We start from the raw sequence: 18,488 nt of genomic DNA, 5'->3' as shown, positions 1-18,488 counted from the left end.
AAATTGAATATCTTTGCGCCATGCATTATGTATCTGTGGAGGGGCTTTCAAAAAGTTATGGGATTCAGCCCCTGTTTTCATCTATTTCCTTTCACATTGAAGAAGGGGATAAAATAGCCCTAATTGCCAAGAACGGGTCCGGTAAATCCACCCTACTAAAAATACTTTCAGGTGCCGAAACGCCTGATGAAGGTACTTGTTGGATCAATAAAGATGTAACCGTCGCGTTGTTTGAACAAGAACCGCATTTCGATGAAAAGGCCACCATTCTCGATAATATATTTCATCACAGCAATCCTGTCATTGCGGCCATTAAAGCCTACGAAGACGCCTGCGATATAAACGACGAAACGAAAATCCATGAAGCCGTTGTTCAAATGGATCAATTGGGGGCCTGGGATTTTGACGCTAAAGTAAAGCAGATCTTAGGCAGATTGAACATCCACCACTTACAACAACCCGTTGGAACTTTATCGGGTGGACAGCGCAAACGCATTGCTCTTGCAAAAACCCTCATCGATATCGGATTTGAGCACAAACATGTATTGCTGATCATGGATGAGCCTACCAACCACCTCGATATCGCCATGGTAGAGTGGCTCGAGCATTACCTCAATCAAGAGCGTATTACCCTTCTATTAGTAACCCATGATCGTTATTTTCTTGACTCGGTTTGTGATGAAATATGGGAATTGGATCGAAATACACTCTATGTATATAAGGGAGACTATGAGAACTATTTAGAGAAGAAAGCGGCTCGAATGGAAAGCGAGTTGGCCAGTATTGACAAAGCTCGAAATACCTATCGAAAAGAATTGGAATGGATGCGCAAGCAACCCAAAGCTAGAACCACCAAATCGAAAAGCCGCATTGATGCTTTTTACGATATTGAATCAAAAGCCAAACAGAAAATAGAAGATGCCAAGCTGCAATTGGATATGAAAATGAGCAGGCTTGGTGGAAAGATTTTAGAGCTCAAGAAAGTATACAAGAGTTATGGTGAGAAAGTACTACTAAAAGGTTACGATTATACTTTTAAAAAGGGAGAGCGAGTTGGGATTGTTGGAAAGAATGGAGTTGGGAAATCTACATTTATCAATATCCTGCAACAACTGGAGCAACCCGATAGTGGTAAAGTAAACATTGGCGATACCGTTATTTTTGGTAACTATTCGCAACAGGGTTTGGTGATCAAAGAAGACCTAAGGGTGATTGAATTTGTGAAGAACATAGCGGAGAACTTTCCATTGGCAAGTGGCGGATCCTTAACTGCTGCCCAATTCTTACAATTGTTTTTATTTGATCCCGACAAGCAATATACGTATATCAGCAAATTAAGTGGCGGTGAAAAGAGGAGATTGCATTTACTGTCGATTCTCTTCAGAAACCCCAATTTTCTGATACTTGATGAACCCACCAACGATTTAGACCTTCCTACATTGGGAGTTCTGGAACAGTTTCTCTCAGAGTTTCCCGGATGTTTATTGATCGTATCACACGATCGCTATTTCATGGACCGATTGGTTGATCATTTGTTGGTATTTGAAGGTGAAGGCGAGATTCGCGATTTTCCCGGAAACTATACTCAGTACCGCCTTTGGGAGAAAGAGCAAGAAGCCATTCAACAAAAAACGTCGACACCAGAACCTGTAAAAGAGAAAATTGAAGAAGTAAAACCTGTTGAGAAACGTAGACTGAGTTATAAAGAAAAACGTGAGTTCGAAATACTGGAAAAAGAACTACCGGAATTGGCGGCTAAGAAAGAAGCATTGCAAAATGAGTTGAACAAACCCGATCTTCCTTATGAACGCTTACAAGAAGTGAGTGCTTCATTGGTTTCGATCACCAACGAATTGGATGAAAAAGAACTGCGTTGGTTAGAATTGAGTGAGTTTGCCGAAAATTAGCCACATATAAAGGGTAACGGGTTCTATTACTGTACCAATGGCAACAAAACTCCCCAGAACAAACTTATTTTTGAAAAAAATAGCGCATCAACATGAGAAAACTCTTTATTGCCGGCGCCTTACTTTTTAGTTTGACTTCTCAAGCTCAAAAAGCTAAGAAAGCCCCTAAGGCAGCGGATCCTAAGCCATTCGCAGCCACTATCACTCCCGATGATTTAAAAAAGCATCTTTACATTGTAGCAGGTGCCGAGATGGAAGGACGTGAAACAGCCACAGACGGTCAAAAAAAGGCCGCCGCTTACATTGAAAATCATTTTAAAAGCTTGGGACTAGCGCCTGGAAATGGCAGCAGTTACCAACAATTGTATCCTGTATTTCAGGATTCAATGGTTAGAGCCGGTTTGGAAGTAAACGGAAAATCATTTGAATACAACAAAGACTTCTCGATCAACTTTGCGAGTGCCTATACTTCTACCCTTTTCGGTGGAGATGTAGTATTTGCAGGATACGGAATCAGCGATTCAACTCGTGATGATTATGCAGGGGTGAATGCAAAAGGTAAAATTGTTCTGGTTTTTGCCGGTACCCCTCCAGCTCAAACGGGCACCACTGTAAGAGGAAGAAACCCTTTCGCTATTCAAGAAGCAGCTCAAAAAAATGGCGCCATAGCCGTATTGCAAGTTGCCAATGGCTCTCCTCGCAGACCGGGAGGAAACAAAGGAAATATGTACGTAAATGGTTTTCGTAAAACTATTTACCCTAATACCTTCCTTATTTCTGAAGAAGTTGCCGCTGCAATTATGGGAGCTGATTTCAACGCTGCTAAGGAAGCCTTGAAAACCGGCACCACTCCTGCTAAAGTGTATTCAGCCAATGTGATGTTAGATTTTGCGAAAGTAACGGCCCAATTAAACAGTAGCAATGTGATCGGATTCATGGAAGGAACAGATTTAAAAGACGAATACGTAGTGATCTCTGCACACTACGACCACTTGGGTAAAAGAGACAATGTAATTTATTTTGGTGCCGATGACGACGGATCCGGTACTACAGGGTTGTTAGACATCGCTGAGGCCTTTGTTAAAGCGAAAGCAGCCGGAAAAGGACCTCGCAGAAGCATCATTTTTATCACTGTTTCAGGGGAAGAGAAAGGTCTTTGGGGATCTGCTTATTATGGAGATCATCCAACTTATCCATTGGATAAAACAACCGTTGACTTAAACATCGACATGATTGGTCGCATCGATCCGAAAAGAAAAGGTGATTCTACCAACTACGTATATGTTGTTGGTGATGACAAACTTAGTTCTGATTTAAAACCAATAAGTGAGAGCGTTAACAATAAATACACCAAACTAGAATTGGATTACAAATACAATGATCCAAAAGATACTGAGCGTATTTATTACAGAAGCGACCATTTCAACTTTGCTAGAAAAGGCGTTCCTATCATTTTCTATTTCAATGGTACACACGCAGATTATCACCGTCCAACCGACACTCCTGATAAAATCGATTATGTACAAATGGCTAAAAGAGCTCAATTGGTATTCTATACTGCTTGGGAAATGGCCAATAGAAACGATATGCTGAAAAGAGACATTCCTCTGGATGCTCAATTCAGATAATTACGAAAAAAGCGAAGGTTTGACCTTCGCTTTTTTTATGCTACAATAAATTAAACCATTTCGTTAAAGAATCAGACAGTAATGAGATAACACCATCGCAACAATTTGCCCTCAAAATCGAAAGGTGTAGTTGCTTTGGTGATGTCTTTGATTTCTGTGGCATGAAGCGCTTCCTTGTTCAATTCAAACTTCCGATAATTGTTACTAAAGTAGATCTGTCCTCCGGGTTTGGTGGCACGAATCACTTCATTCAATAGATCAACATGATCTCTTTGAATATCGAGAATATCCTTCATCATTTTACTATTGCTGAATGTAGGTGGATCCATCACCACCAGATCAAAGTATTGAGAAGGTAAGGTTTCCAAATACTGCTTTACATCTGCGCGAACCGTTTTGTACTTTTTAGGATCATCAAATCCATTCAACATCATGTTCTCCTCCATCCAGGCGAGGTAGGTGTTTGAAAGGTCTACACTCACTACTTCAGAGGCGCCTCCGGCAGCTGCATACACTGAAAATGACCCGGTATAGCAAAACAAGTTGAGTACTTTTTTCCCTTCACAGTTTTCGCGCACTCGCTGTCTTGTTACACGGTGATCTAAAAACAAGCCGGTATCCAAATAGTCTGTTAGGTTCACTCGAAAGTACAAACCACTTTCCTGAACAGTAAACTTCTCCCCTTTTTCATCCAGCTTTTGATATTGGCCGTGCCGCCCTTCTTTTCTCTGACGAAGCTTAATGAATACTTGCTCGTCACTCAGTTCCAATACTTCCTTAATCACTTCAACACAACCTACTAACCATGCTTCGTATTCTTCTTCTGTTAATGAATGTTTACTGCGATATTCAGCGATGTAAACTCTTGTTCCGTATAATTCGATGATCAGTGGAAATTCAGGCAAGTCTCTATCGTATAAACGAAAACAACTGATGTTTTGTCGACGTGCCAACTTGCCCAAATGTTTGTACACTTTGGCAAGTCGATTCTTGAACATGATATGTTTTTCAGAAATCATGAGGGAAGGTTTTGAATACGATTCATTTTTTCATTCAAAAAATAAAATCCAATAGAAGCTACCAGCAGGCAAACACCTAGGGTCCAAAACAAACTAATAAACCCGGCATGTGCAGCAATTAAGGCGCCAATTACCGGGCCCAGTGTTTGTGCCGTTGCCCAACCCATCGTGTACATGGCGGCGTATTGCCCTCTGTTGTGGTTTTTTGATCGTTCGATCCAGAATGAATTCATAAAGGGCATGGAGAGAATTTCACCAAAGGTCATTGACACTATCATGATCATCGCTAGCGAATAACTGGTTGGAAATACCGCAAGAAGTAGGTAAGCCAAACCGCAAATAAGTACGCCTCTGGTAATAAAGTAGGTGTTACGTCTCTTACCTTCAATTTGAAAGATCAATACCATTTCGATAAAAGCTATTATCAAACCGTTCACAGTCCCTAACAACCCAATGAACCGCTCTGAATAATGCATATCGTTTCTGAAATAGGCAGGCAAATTGGTAAATAATTGAAAGAAGCATGCTGCAAACAACACTACTAAGAGAATGAACCAACGGTATTCTTTGTCTTTATAAACAGAATCTGCCGGATTGATGGTTTCTTCCTTGTGTTCACGTTTTCCATTGTTTTCGGGTTTCAAGAGGAAAAACATGGCTATAGCTGCCAGAATATTGGTAGTACCATCGATCCAGAACAGCCATTTATAATTTATAGATGCCACAAAACCTCCAATAGCATTTCCCACAGCCCATCCTAAATTAATAGCGAGTCGGTTCAAAGCATACGATCGGGTTCTGTTTTCAGTTTTGCTATAGTAGGCAACAGCAGTGGCATTCGCCGGTCGAAATGCTTCATTTACAAAACTGAGCAAAAAAGTTGTGACGCAAATGGAAGCGTATGATTTCATCCAACTCAACATGAAAAATAAAAATCCTCCAAACGCAAGGGTAAACAGTTGAATGGGATAAAACCCAATTCTATCAGTAAGCTTTCCACTCAAATGGGCGCCAATTACAGCGCCTAACCCGAACAAACCCATTACAATACCCGCTTGGTCGATGGAATAACCCATTTGAGGACGCGTAAGGTAAAGAGTTAGAAAAGGTACAACCATGGTTCCGCTCCTATTGATGAGCATGATCAGGGATAGCAGCCATGTTTGAGGTGATAGTCCTGTGTACGCTTTTTTGTATAAATCGAAGGTTTTAGAAACCATGGTGCAAATTTAGGTTTTACCAATGGCTTAAAAACAAAAAAGGCCGACTGAATCGGCCTTTCCTTGTTGTTTTTAGTAGTTATTATGAACCAAATACTTTCTTCAAAATATCGGAAACTCGAGCAGCAGGATCTTTTCTTATCTTCTTTTCTTCCTCAGAAACTTGGAAGAACATACCATACAATGCTTTTTCGGTTACATATCCCGACAAATCGCTGTTTACTTTTTTAAAAGTAGTTGGAAGCTTGTTATAAGTATCAAATACTGTTTTCCAATACTTAGTTGCGTCTGTTTTTTGTAAGGCTGCATCAATTACAGGTTTAAATGCAGCTGTCAATGCCGGAGTAGTTTTACCTTTTAAGTAAGAAGTAGCGGCAGTATCAGCTCCTTTTAAAATCCCGAGAGCGTCTTGAATGCTCATTGTTTTGATAGCATCTACAAATATCGGAGCAGCTGATTTTGAAGCTTCTTCTGCTGCACGGTTCATTGAGAGAATTGCTTTATCAACCAAATCACCCATTCCTGCAGCTCTCAAGGTTGACTCAACTTTCTTGGCTTCCGGCGGCATCAATACTTTGATGGCAGCATTGGCGAAAAAGCCGTCCAATGATGACAATTTGGTAGCACTGTTTTTAGCACCTACCGATAATGCCTCTTTCAAACCCGATACAATTTCTTCTGTTGACAGCCCCGTAGTTCCTGAACCGGATTTAGGTAATACCGCTGTTGCTTTCTTCAATAGTTTTGAGCCGAGCTTAGTAGTATCTTTCTGAGCCTGTGCATTCAATCCAAACAATACGGTTAATGCGAGTAATAGTTTTTTCATACAATAAGTTGATTCAATTAAGATGCTAAAAAAAAGAAATATTTTGTTAAGGAGAACAAAAATGAGTCCAATTCAGAGAAAATGAACAAAAATATACTGAGCAAAAATTCGTTTAAGAGAACAGGCTTCTAAAAGGCTGATTTTCCTAACTTTACGTTTCAATTTAAAAAACATGCGTTTACTCACTACTATCTTATTTTCTACGCTTTGTGCAGTAGCTGTAGCACAAACAAAAAAGCCTGCTGTAAAAGCTCCTGTAAAAAAGCCTGCAGCACCGATCGTAACATTGAAAAACCAAGCTGATTCATTTAGTTATGCAATTGGACTTAGCATCGCTAATTTTTATAAAGAACAAGGGATTGGTGAAATCAATGGCGCTTTGGTTAGTAAAGCCATGGCGGATGCAAAAAATGGTAAATCAAAATTCGACGATAACGCAGTAAACATGATCATCATGGCGTACATGCAAGAAAAGAAGTCTGAAAAATCTGCCGAAACTCGAAAGAAAAACGAAGCCTTTTTGGCCGAAAACAAGAAAAAAGAGGGCATTGTTACTACAGCAAGCGGACTTCAATACCAAATTTTAAAACAAGGTGACGGACCCAAACCAGTATCGACTGATCGAGTAAAAGTTCATTATCATGGTACCTTAATTGACGGAACGGTGTTTGATTCTTCTGTTCAAAGAGGGGAACCCATCACATTCGGTGTTACCGGCGTTATTCAAGGCTGGGTAGAAGCATTACAGTTGATGCCTGTAGGAAGCAAATGGAGGCTTTTCGTACCCTCTTACTTAGCTTATGGCGATAATGACATGGGGCCTACCATTAAAGCGGGTTCTGCTCTTATCTTCGAAGTTGAACTATTAGATATTGTTAAATAAGTAATGAAACAAAAAATCCCGCAATTGCGGGATTTTTTGTTATAAGTTCATTTTCATGTGTTCGATCTGGTGCTTTGTTCCCAGCACTATCACTTTCATCCCTTTTCCTACTACCACATCTTGAGGTGGGTTGATCAAAAAGTTCCCATCCACATCTTTTAGGCCAATACAATTAACTCCGGTTTTCTTCCAATTCATAATTTCATGCAACGACTTGCCTCTGATCTCAACTGGTAATTGATCATAGTTCACCGATTCAATGTGAATCGACTCCCCACCTTCTCCCGATAGATAATCAATGAATTCAATAACATCAGGTTTCGATACTAAAGTGGCCATATGGGTGCCGCCAATTTTATCGGGCATGATTACACTGTTAGCGCCGGCTTTGATCAGTTTGGGATGCGTATTACTATCACTGGCTCTACTAATAATTTGAATTGCCGGGTTCAAAGAGCGTGCTGATAAAACAATAAAAACGTTGTGCGCGTCAACTGGAAGCGTAGTGATCAATGCTTTGGCTTTCGAAATGCCGGCCCTTCTCAACAAATCATCATCCGTACCATCACCTTGCAATAACAGTAAATCGGGCTCTTCAATCGCGATACGCTCAATAATGCTGGGATTGTTTTCAACTACTACAAATTTTTCACCATGAAATCCAAGCGTTCTCGCTGCTTGTTGGCCATTTCTACCATAACCACAAATAATTATGTGATGTTGAAGCCCCTCTATTGCTTTCATAATTCTTCTGGTTTTAAAATACTGATTGATTTCACCGCTAATGATGTATTGTGTTATTCGGGTCAATGCAAATGCAAACGAACCCCAACTAAAAATTAATAAGAAAATGGTGAATATTCGACCATTATCAGTGAGTGGTCTTACTTCTGTAAAACCGGCTGTTGTTACCGAAATGGTAGTCATGTAAATTGCCTCAATAAAATTGAATTTCTCAATCCACATATAGCCAACAATACCAATGATAATAATGGCATGCAGGATAAATATGGGTTGAAGTAATTTCCAAGCGGCTTTATTCACAGTTCAATTTTGCAAGTAAATTAGTTAAAAACAGGGGCTTAAAAAAACGAAGGGGGAAAAAAGAACAGCCCCATCAAAAGATGAGGCCGTAGCTTTTATGATAAGGTTTGATTCAAAGACGGGGATTAAGAAGGCGTGTGTCCGCCCTCTTCCTTTTTAGGGTGTTTCAACTGTTCCAGCAATTGAAGCCCTAACAGCCCGCTAATAGACCCGTTTGCAGCGTCACCGCCTCCACCAATTAAGATATCAGGCATGATCTTCACTTTGTCTTTTGCGATAGACTCCATTACCTTCAATTGTGTAAAGTTGGAACCACCCATCGCTTCTACACTCAATCGATACGATTCCGCGTTCGATTTACCGATTGCCAAGATTTTTTCCGCTTCCGCATTACCAGTCAAGGTAATTTTCTCAGCTTCCGCTTTAGCCAACCATTCAGTTCTTTCCGCCTCAGCTTTTGCCAATTGACGTACTTTTTCCGCCTCACCACTTGCCAATAGCTTCAAACGATCGGCATCGGCATTCGCCTGGATACGTACTCCATTCGCGTCACCGGTAGCTTTTTTCACGGAAGCATCGGCGATGCGTTCAGCGATCAATACACCTTGATCAGCTTTTACGATCTCTTTTTGAATCTCAGCGATAGCCGTTTCTTTTTCCAAAGCCTGACGGGTTTCCTGAGCCTTCATCTGTGTTTCATAAGTTACTTTCTGTTCTTCTGCCAACTTACGATCGGTCAGGGTTTTCATCAAGCTTTCAGGAGGCACGATGTCACCGATCAAAGTGTCTACACCATATACGTTGTATTGTTCCAATACTCTTCCGATATGACTTCTAGCCGATTCTTGACGTTCTTTACGACTCTTCAAGAAGTCGATCATTTCCGCATCCTGCGCACTGTTACGGAAATAGTTACCAATAGTTGGTTCCAATACTTGCGTAACGAGGTTTGCCATATTACCGAATCGCGCGATCACCTTCGGTGCTTCCGTAGTTGGAATGTGAATGATCTGCGATACGTCGAGGTTGAAAGTAAAACCGTCGCGGCTACGTACTGTAATAGTCGACAAGTTCTTATCCAACTGATGCGATTCACTTCTCGCACTTGCCCAGTTCAAAACGAGGTTGGTAGTAGGAACCAATTCTACTTTCATGATATATGGGTTGATCGGATATTTCCCGGGTCCTAAAGCTTCAGCCCAAACACCTTTCTGGCCTCTTGTAACAATGTTACCGTGTTTAAACTCGGCACCGGATGTATCAATACCTTCAGGTCCAACATATGAGATAACGACCCCAACATGACCGATTGGAATCTCAGTCATTCGAACCATTTCTACTTTAGCAAACCAAGGGTTCAAGAAATAAGAACCTGCTAGGATCACTTGTTCTTGCAAACCTTTGTAACCACCACTGGCTAAGAAAGTGTCCACATCCTGGAACTTATTATGGGCATCAATTACACGTCCGGCAATTTGTCCTTCTTCCAAAGGCTTACCTTCCAATGTGGTAACAATACCCACTGCATTTTCAGGTATATTGGTCATATCAACAATTTCCAATTCAAACAAATGGGTGTTGATACGGTACGAACCCGGAGGTATGATACCGGTTTGACGACCTTTGGCACCTCCATTTCTTAAGAATGCTTCTGCATCTTGGAACGAGTCGCAATCCACTTTACGCGCAAGGATCAGCCCTGTTTTTAATTCAGAACCGTCTTTCGCCAATAACAAACCAATTTTTCCGGTTGGGATTACAGTGAAGGGCTGGAAATTGATTTCATACTGCCAGATCCACTTCCAGAAATACACACCCGGAGGCAAGGTTTGGGCTTGGAAGCCCGCTTCACCTGAAGTTGCGATGATGCGACCTTCCGGCAATTCTTGTTTACCAAATAAGACGAACTTTTTTGTTACCAGACCAATTCGGTCTTCGGGAACAATTACAAGTCCAAAGAATACGCGCAATATGAACTTATAAAAAAGCAAAGCGAGCAACGGTACTCCAATTACGAGTATCCAATAGAGAACATTTGATTCAGATTCCATTTTGATTTTGGTTTATGGTTATAGATGTATAAAAAGATTAGTACTGTCCGTTATGTTTATATATTAAACATACGGATAGGTTACCGTAATTCGGTTTAACGGGGCAATAAGTTATCAACCACCGTTGGGCAGAACTAGTATTGCTAAATACGGGGAGGAGAAGTATTGTAAATCGTAAACCTGATTAGGTCTTGATTAGAAGTGCACCATTGTTGGTGCGTATGATGGTCAGATTCCATAAAGGAAATAATTGAAGACCAAAGATAGGAATTCGCCGATATCCGCAAAATAAATCAGTGACGACCGGTAGTACCTGTCGTCCTTTTATAGCGCAACTTGTTGATTCTTAGGATGTTTCACCATGTACGAAATTCTAACGGTAACGGAGGTCCCAGCGGCTAAACTCAAATTCCACTTTAGCAATCCCGACTCTTTGTCGTAATCCGCATTAGAAACTTGAATGGCTTCAACTTGAATCTCATCAATAACGGAAACGGGTATTCGATCATTCAATTCCAATTGAATAGTTTTGCTCTTGTTGTTTTTTATTTGATACTCGTATGTGATTGTTCTCTTCTTTGAATTACCAATAAATGAAGTACTGGAATACTCTTTGATCATTTTCTTTTCGATTACGATAGTAGGATCTACTCCCAAGCTTAAATTCAAACTATCATTTACAATAAAATTATTCAAAGGTGTTTTCCCCATATAAGTTCCGTCATATACCAAACTAGCCAAACCCGGAAGTAAATTGTAAGAATTGAAATCTGTAACAGATGCCACAAGGTAGGTTTCTAAAGACTCGTAAGGAACCGCAGTATACTTGTAATTAACAGGTAAAGAGAGCTCTTCCAATTTGAATTGTTGTTCATCTTGGTCACTCAAAACGGTAGAATTGCCATTCAAGTGAAATACAGCGGCAACTGCCGATTGCTCCCACACACCATTTACAAGTTTAGAGCCTGCGGTGGTAATCAATACTGCGCCATTGGCTGCCCTACTACCATAAATGGAACTGGCTGCGTTTTCTTTTAGTACATCAACCTTTACTACTTGATTGGGATTCAAATGATCGATTGACGATACCACCACACCATCAACCACATACAAAGGTGGGTTAGAAGAGTTGAAAGAGCCGATACCGCGCAACTTTACTTCGGTTGAGTTTCCAGGCAATGCATATCCACTCGAAATTGCAACACCTGCTACTCTACCACTCAAAGCTCCTGTAATATCTTGTTTCGGTTTGTAGTAAGAAAGCATCCAAGGATGCGGAGTGGGCGCTTGATTAAAACTTAGCCCCATGGCCGTTGATATGCTAAGTTTTACATTCTTCCAATCGAAACCTGAAGATTGAAACAATCGAGCCTGATAGTGCATTAACAAAGCACTATCGGTTCCATTGGCTTTTACTTCATAAGACGGAACCCAGCTTGCAAGTTTAGTAAAATAGGAAAGCGTCAATTGTTGTGTGGTTGCCTCGTTAGCATCAATTGAAAAAATCAATTTTCCCAATCCTTTTTTAATAGCTCCTTCCCCTTCTTTTGCTTCCTCTAGAAGGGTTGTCTTTTTATCCGACCAATAGGTTCCTCTCGCTTTCCAATAAGCCAGTTCCAACTCTAAATCGAGTAATTTGGAACGATGTAAATTCATCCACAAGTTGAGCTCCGCCGTAGTAACTTGCTGCCCACTTAGAGGTTTATTCTCTTTTAAAATATCTAATTGTTCGCGAATTACACGACTCATGATGGCAGTATAGGCCAATGAGTCTTCAATCTTTTTTAATTGTAAGGGGTTGGGGCTTGCCTCTTTCAAAGTTTCTTTTAAGAAACGAACCGACTTAATTGAGACCGACTTTGGCAGGCTCAGTTTCACAGAAGCTTCTTCCAATTCATTACTCAATCCGGTGATAACAATGGTTTGATCTCCCTTTTTGATTGGTGCATTCATTTTATGTTCCAGCACGGCTCCTGCTTGGTACACTGTTACAGATTCTAAGTTTGCCGTAAGTCGCGTAGTATCGGTAGGTGTCGCAAAATGAAGCACTCCTGCCAGTAGTAATGATACCGTCATACAGTTATTTTGGAACTGGATGCAATGTGTGGGGGAATTACATATGGAGGGGGTGGGGATTTGGTGTTAGGTGTTAGGCTTTGGGCGTTAGGCTTTAGGTATTAGGCTTTAGGCGCTAGGCTTTGGGGGGTTAGGCTTTAGGTATTAGGCTTTTTTTGACCACCGATTCACACAAATTATTACAGATTCCCACAGATTAGCCTCCGCTTTTCTATCAACCTGACTGCCGGCCGTTTAATTATTAATTATTACTTATTAATTATTAATTACCCAGGCTGTTCCATTATTAATTATTACTTCTTAATTATTAATCATCTTCTGTTTCTTACAAAAAAAGGGCTTCTTTCGAAGCCCCACTTAAAACTAATAACTTAAACCTTATTACTTATAAAGCAACTCATAATACTCTTCCGCCATTCTACCAGCATCGAAACGGAAACGAACATCACGCATACCGTTCTTAGCCACTTGGCGCCAAGTATCATAGTTGTCATAATAGAGCGGAAGAATTTCTTTCTCCAAAATTTCATACAATTTGTTCAAATCGTATTCATCTTGTTCAGAAGTATTCATGCGATCATAGTCTGCCTTAGGAATCACAAATCCATTGTTGCCATGATTCACAAACTCAGGAATCCATCCATCGTCAGTAGAGAAGTTCACAGCACCGTTCATGCAAGCGGTCATTCCACTGGTTCCCGAAGCTTCGCGGGGTACGCGAGGATTATTCAACCATAAGTCGGCAGCTTGTTTCAATCGCTTTGAAAGTCCTAATTCATAACCAACCAACACAGATACATTCTTGTAATTCTTACTCAAGTGAACCAGGTTGTTGAAATCATTGATAGCAGGATAGTCCATTGGGTAAGGTTTTCCTGCCCAAATAATTTGAATGGGATACTTCGTATTGCTCATCAATTTGTTGAAACGCTCACGGTCTCTAGTAATGAGTTCGGCTCTTTTATAACCGGCGAAACGACGTGCCCAAACAATGGTAAACACATTCGGGTCGTATACTTTACCGGTTTGATCCGCTACAATTTCAAAAGCGCGCTTTTTCAAATATTTCTTACGGTCGTCCCACCACGCATCATTGCCTTCATCGCTGGCACGGTACAATTGCTTGTCGGCCCAGTAACGCCAGTTTTGAGAATTGGTGATGGAAATGATCGGACAGATATTGTCATACTTTGCCCACATTTGGCGTGATACTACACCGTGCAATTGAGAAACTCCATTGGCCAAGCGTGCAAAGCGTAACGCAGCTAGAGAGTGATTGAATTGATCTCCTTCCATGCCTGTTAAGCGGCGCACTTCATCTACACTTAGGCCACAGAAATAACTCATTTTGTGACACAAATGCATGTCGTGCTTTTCATTTCCTGCTTCTTCAGGCGTGTGCGTGGTAAATACCAAACGCTTCTTTACATCTTCAGTGTTGCCAAATTTCTTATAGAGATAAAACGCAGCAGATACGCCGTGCGCTTCGTTCAAATGATACAATTCAGGATTGAAGCCAATTTCATCCATCAATTTCGCACCACCAACACCCAACAAAATGAATTGAGCAACTTTGGTAGCTACATTGGCGTCGTACAAACGATGGGTAATGGTTTGAGACACGTAATCGTTCTCAGGCAAATCGGTACTTAACAAGAAAAGCGGAGCCGATTTGAAGGTTTCCGGATTCAAATAATATGCTTTTACCCAAACCGGATGGTCGTGAATGGTGATTTGAAACTTGATACCGGTATCTTCCAAAAAGCTGTACTGCTTCTCCATCCAGGTTACCTGTAATGTTTGATCCTGGTTTCTCGCCTGATCATAGTAACCGTATTTCCATAAAATACCGATACCAATCAGGTTCTGTTTCAACTCATATGCACTTCTCAAGTGGGAACCGGAAAGAAAACCAAGTCCACCGCTGTAAATCTTCAAGGGTTGATGAACAGCAAACTCCATTGAAAAGTAAGCTACTTTCTTCGCATAACGGTCGTCGGGTGTGTAGGGTACCCTGTAGTTGTTAAAACTCATAGTTATCAAACAATAGTTATTAATATGGCAGCAAGCAAGGGTTCAAAAATTGATGTGTAAATACTACACAAACAGTCCGCAATATAACAGAATTAATTGAAATCCAAAGCCTCACAGTCTGTATCGATGAAGTTCGGAGCGATTCTGGCTACTGCAAACGTTTTCGGTGCATTTCTTTTTCTTAGGAACGCTTTTTTCGAGCAGGTTTTGGCTCAGCTTTCTTGGGATAAGATCCTTCGAAGAAACACTTGATATCTCTATACGCCCCACATCCACCGGTTTCTTTCATGGTTACTTCGTTGCCTTCAAATTTGAATTCTAACGCACAAGTATTGCCGGGTTCCTGATATTGGAGCGTATTTTTATTGGTTTGTCGAGCGATGCCTTTTAATTCGCCTACACAAGACGCGTTCTCTTTTTCGAAATGCACAAAAAACAAAAACTCTGTTGCTTTTTTCCCATCTCTAAACGAAATAAAGTTGCGCTTATTCTTTATGTAGTTACCAGAAATTTTTTGCTTCGACGGTAAGGTATCAATTGGATTGATGACTTCTTCAATGATGTCTTCATTAGGCTCCGTCATAATCAGTGTAAAGTTCTGCGCTTCAGCATTATAGATATAAATATTTCTCTTATAACTAATATTGGTACCCGGCTTGAATTCTTTTACCGTTGCGATCTGAAATTTGGCATCCACTGATCCGGAAGAAGCTGCAAAGTTCTCAAACCCGCTTGTTACTAGTGGCATGGAAGACTTGAACTGATCTTTTTCATTAAAAATCAAAAGGTATCCAACTTGCTTTTTACCATTGGCAACTTTCATTAGCAGGTAGTGCTCCTTGCTTTTTTCCCGTACCCTGCCCATGGCGTAAATTTTCAATTTATTGCTCTTTCCAAAATACTTTGTAAACACCGTATCAGGTATGAATTGCTTGGCAACTTTATAGGCTACTATTAAACTGTCTTTACTAAATTTTACCAAAGAAGTATCGGCTATTTTCAGCGGAAATTTTTGCTCAGGAAAGAATTCAATAAACTCACTAGGTTTTACTTCCTCATCCCCTTTCATCGATTTCACCTTGCTTCTACAGGCCAGCAATACCAAAGGAATGAAAACATAGAAAACAATCTTTTTCATGCAGTAGAGGTGTTGGTGGCTAAAGTAATGATTAAAAACATGATTGGAAAACTTTATTTGTGAAGTTTATTATTTTTTTTAGATTTGTCTAAATATTATTTTAGATACATGCAATATTCATCCAGTAAGGAGAACCACATTAAGGCAATATTTCACCTGCAAGAATCGGATGGTTTGGTAACCACCAATGAACTGGCGGCTGCCCTTCAAACCAAGCCGGCCTCCGTTACCGATATGCTCAAAAAACTAAAGCAACAGAAACTGTTGAATTATGAGCGTTACAAGGGTTTCAAATTATCATCGGAAGGAAAGAAAGTGGCCCTACAGATCATCCGCAAACACCGCTTGTGGGAGTATTTCCTAGTGGAGAAATTGCAATTCGGTTGGGATGAAGTGCATGAAATTGCAGAAGAATTGGAACATATTAGTAGTGTTCGATTGATCGATCGCTTGGATGAATTTTTAGGCTTTCCCAAAACCGATCCACACGGTGATCCTATTCCCGACAAGAATGGGAAGCTGATCGAAATAATGCAAGTTCCTTTGAGCCTGTTGCCCGAAAATACTCCGGCAATAGTAAGTGGTATTGGTGATCAATCGCAAGAAATGTTGGAGCTTCTCAACCACAAGCAAATTGCCATTGGCACGCGTTTGGAAATAACGCGCAAATTCAGTTTCGACCAATCGATGGAGCTAAAATTGAAACAATCGCCCGTTATTACGCTTAGCGAGCCTGTAGCTAAAAATATTTTCGTACGATACGATCAATAGAAAATTATGAGCAGAACGCACAACCATAGTTCCCTAAGTGAAGTACACGAAAGTGTTGATGTTAGTGCCAAGAAAACAGGCTGGCGGAAGGTATTGGCATTTTTTGGTCCGGCCTATTTAGTGAGCGTTGGATACATGGACCCCGGCAACTGGGCCACTGATTTAGCGGGTGGAAGTAAGTTTGGCTACACCCTGATATGGGTGCTGTTGATGAGTAATTTAATGGCGCTACTGCTGCAGAGTTTAGCTACACGTTTAGGGATCGTACAAGGCAGGGATTTGGCACAGGCCAACCACGAGGCTTTTCCTAAGCAGATCAATTTCTTGCTTTATGTATTGGCAGAAATTGCCATTGCCGCTACCGACTTAGCCGAAGTACTGGGAATGGCCATTGGCATTCATTTGCTTACCGGCCTACCATTGATCTGGGGAGTAGCCATAACGGTATTAGATACCCTATTACTATTGTTCCTACAACGTTTGGGTATTCGAAAAATGGAAGCCTTTATCATTGGGCTGGTATCAATTGTAGGACTTTCGTTCTTAATTGAAATAATTCTTGCAAAACCAAGTGTTGGTGCCATTGCCGGAGGCTTTATTCCCAAAATTCCAAACGATGAAGCATTGTATATCGCAATTGGAATAATAGGTGCCACCGTTATGCCGCACAATCTGTATTTACATTCTGCCTTGGTGCAAACAAGAAAAATCAATAAAAGTGATGCAGGTATCAAGCAAGCCTTGAAATGGAATTTTCTGGATTCGGCCATTGCACTTAATATAGCTTTCTTAGTAAATGCAGCCATTTTAATTCTAGCGGCCAAAGTGTTTTTTGAAAGCGGAAGAACCGAGGTTGCCGCATTAAAAGATGCGCACAACTTATTGAATGAATTGCTTGGTACGAATCTGGCGCCGGCCTTGTTCGCCATTGCATTAATTGCTGCCGGACAAAGCTCTACGGTAACCGGAACATTGGCAGGACAAATTGTAATGGAAGGTTACTTGCAATTGCGGATCAATCCTTGGATCAGACGATTGCTCACGCGCATTTTAGCGATTGCTCCGGCCATCATCGTTATCTATGTTTTTGGCGAAAATGAGGTAGATAGCTTGCTCATTTTAAGTCAAGTGATCCTTAGTTTACAATTGGGCTTTGCAATTATTCCTTTGATTCACTTTGTAAGTGACAAATCGAAAATGGGCAGCTTTGCTATTAAAGTTCCAACGAAAATTGCGGCTTGGCTAATAGCAGCCATCCTAGTGATCTTGAATATTAAGATGGTGATCAATGAAGTGACCGGGTTTTATGCGAGTGAAGGATATCTATTCTGGAAAATTCTGATTGGTGTCATCCTTTTCATATTTAGTGGACTACTTTTTTACATCACATTTGTTCCTTTCTTTAAAAACAAACAACGAAAATCGCAAGGCATTCACAAATTGCAGTCCATTAGTCCGGAGTTTCAAGTTCCTCAATACAAGAAAATTGCAGTAGCGCTCGATTTCAGTGCAAATGATCAGAAGATTTTAGCACATGCCATTGGACAAGGTCGAGAAGAAACCGAATATTATTTGATCCATGTTGTGGAAAGCGTTTCTGCCGGCTATTTAGGTCAGTTCAGTGATGATATGGAGACCAGGGCCGACAATATGCAATTGCATAAATACATTAATGATTTACGAAACAGCGGAATAAAGGCTGATGGTGCCTTGGGGTATCATTTGCGTACCAAAGAAATAGTACGCTTGGTAAAAAACAGCGAAGCCGATTTACTGGTTATTGGAGCGCACGGTCATGCCGGTATCAAAGATTGGATCTATGGAGAAACGATCAATTCCGTTCGTCATGAGTTAACGATACCTGTGTTAATTGTGTATTTATAAAAATATT

General features: G+C 40.7%; 13 protein-coding genes. 5 read left to right on the top strand and 8 right to left on the bottom strand.

All coding sequences use genetic code 11. From position 1 onward, the window contains the following. Positions 1-20 precede the first annotated feature (20 nt). Positions 21-1,907, top strand: coding sequence for an ABC-F family ATP-binding cassette domain-containing protein (locus tag ACQ2HE_RS12445; RefSeq protein WP_430896461.1), 1,887 nt, complete (start codon positions 21-23; stop codon positions 1,905-1,907). 92 nt (positions 1,908-1,999) lie between these two features. Then, complete coding sequence (locus ACQ2HE_RS12440; protein WP_430896462.1) at positions 2,000-3,535, top strand: M28 family peptidase; 1,536 nt, start codon at positions 2,000-2,002, stop codon at positions 3,533-3,535. Positions 3,536-3,606: 71 nt separating this feature from the next. On the opposite strand, the gene ACQ2HE_RS12435 is transcribed toward ACQ2HE_RS12440, so the two are convergent. The 3 genes from ACQ2HE_RS12435 to ACQ2HE_RS12425 form a co-directional block, all read right to left on the bottom strand. Continuing rightward, positions 3,607-4,554, bottom strand: a complete 948-nt coding sequence (locus tag ACQ2HE_RS12435) for a class I SAM-dependent methyltransferase (protein WP_430896464.1) — start codon at positions 4,552-4,554, stop codon at positions 3,607-3,609. Beyond that, positions 4,551-5,774, bottom strand: coding sequence for an MDR family MFS transporter (locus ACQ2HE_RS12430; protein WP_430896466.1), 1,224 nt, complete (start codon positions 5,772-5,774; stop codon positions 4,551-4,553). The genes ACQ2HE_RS12435 and ACQ2HE_RS12430 overlap by 4 nt, the downstream gene beginning before the upstream one ends. Positions 5,775-5,856: 82 nt before the next feature. Continuing rightward, positions 5,857-6,600 (bottom strand): DUF4197 domain-containing protein, encoded by a 744-nt coding sequence (locus tag ACQ2HE_RS12425; RefSeq protein ID WP_430896468.1) that lies wholly within the window; start codon positions 6,598-6,600, stop codon positions 5,857-5,859. Between the two features lie 172 nt (positions 6,601-6,772). Between ACQ2HE_RS12425 and ACQ2HE_RS12420 the strand changes: the two genes are divergently transcribed. Continuing rightward, positions 6,773-7,483, top strand: a complete 711-nt coding sequence (locus ACQ2HE_RS12420; protein ID WP_430896470.1) for an FKBP-type peptidyl-prolyl cis-trans isomerase — start codon at positions 6,773-6,775, stop codon at positions 7,481-7,483. A gap of 39 nt (positions 7,484-7,522) precedes the next feature. On the opposite strand, the gene ACQ2HE_RS12415 is transcribed toward ACQ2HE_RS12420, so the two are convergent. From ACQ2HE_RS12415 to ACQ2HE_RS12395, 5 genes are all read right to left on the bottom strand, one after another. Then, complete coding sequence (locus tag ACQ2HE_RS12415) at positions 7,523-8,527, bottom strand: potassium channel family protein (RefSeq protein WP_430896472.1); 1,005 nt, start codon at positions 8,525-8,527, stop codon at positions 7,523-7,525. Between the two features lie 125 nt (positions 8,528-8,652). After that, positions 8,653-10,578 (bottom strand): SPFH domain-containing protein, encoded by a 1,926-nt coding sequence (locus tag ACQ2HE_RS12410; protein ID WP_430896474.1) that lies wholly within the window; start codon positions 10,576-10,578, stop codon positions 8,653-8,655. A 324-nt stretch (positions 10,579-10,902) separates the two neighbouring features. Next, complete coding sequence (locus ACQ2HE_RS12405; RefSeq protein WP_430896476.1) at positions 10,903-12,654, bottom strand: DUF4139 domain-containing protein; 1,752 nt, start codon at positions 12,652-12,654, stop codon at positions 10,903-10,905. A gap of 381 nt (positions 12,655-13,035) precedes the next feature. Then, entirely contained in the window at positions 13,036-14,688 is a 1,653-nt protein-coding gene (gene glgP, locus ACQ2HE_RS12400; protein ID WP_430896478.1) for an alpha-glucan family phosphorylase, read from the bottom strand. Between the two features lie 181 nt (positions 14,689-14,869). After that, positions 14,870-15,826, bottom strand: coding sequence for a hypothetical protein (locus ACQ2HE_RS12395; RefSeq protein WP_430896480.1), 957 nt, complete (start codon positions 15,824-15,826; stop codon positions 14,870-14,872). Positions 15,827-15,934: 108 nt separating this feature from the next. On the opposite strand from ACQ2HE_RS12395, the gene ACQ2HE_RS12390 reads away from it, so the two are divergent. Both ACQ2HE_RS12390 and ACQ2HE_RS12385 read left to right on the top strand, forming a co-directional pair. Next, positions 15,935-16,597 carry a metal-dependent transcriptional regulator gene (locus ACQ2HE_RS12390; protein ID WP_430896482.1) on the top strand — a complete coding sequence of 221 codons (663 nt, stop codon included), beginning with the start codon at positions 15,935-15,937 and terminating at the stop codon, positions 16,595-16,597. 6 nt (positions 16,598-16,603) lie between these two features. Beyond that, positions 16,604-18,481, top strand: a complete 1,878-nt coding sequence (locus ACQ2HE_RS12385) for an Nramp family divalent metal transporter (RefSeq protein ID WP_430896484.1) — start codon at positions 16,604-16,606, stop codon at positions 18,479-18,481. Positions 18,482-18,488: the final 7 nt, after the last annotated feature.

Source organism: Endoryza foliicola (genome assembly GCF_050589245.1).
In the GTDB taxonomy this organism is placed as follows: Bacteria; Bacteroidota; Bacteroidia; order Chitinophagales; family Chitinophagaceae; genus Endoryza; species Endoryza foliicola.
The sequence above is the reverse complement of the archived record's forward strand: the minus strand, read 5'-3'. Positions and strand labels throughout refer to the sequence as shown.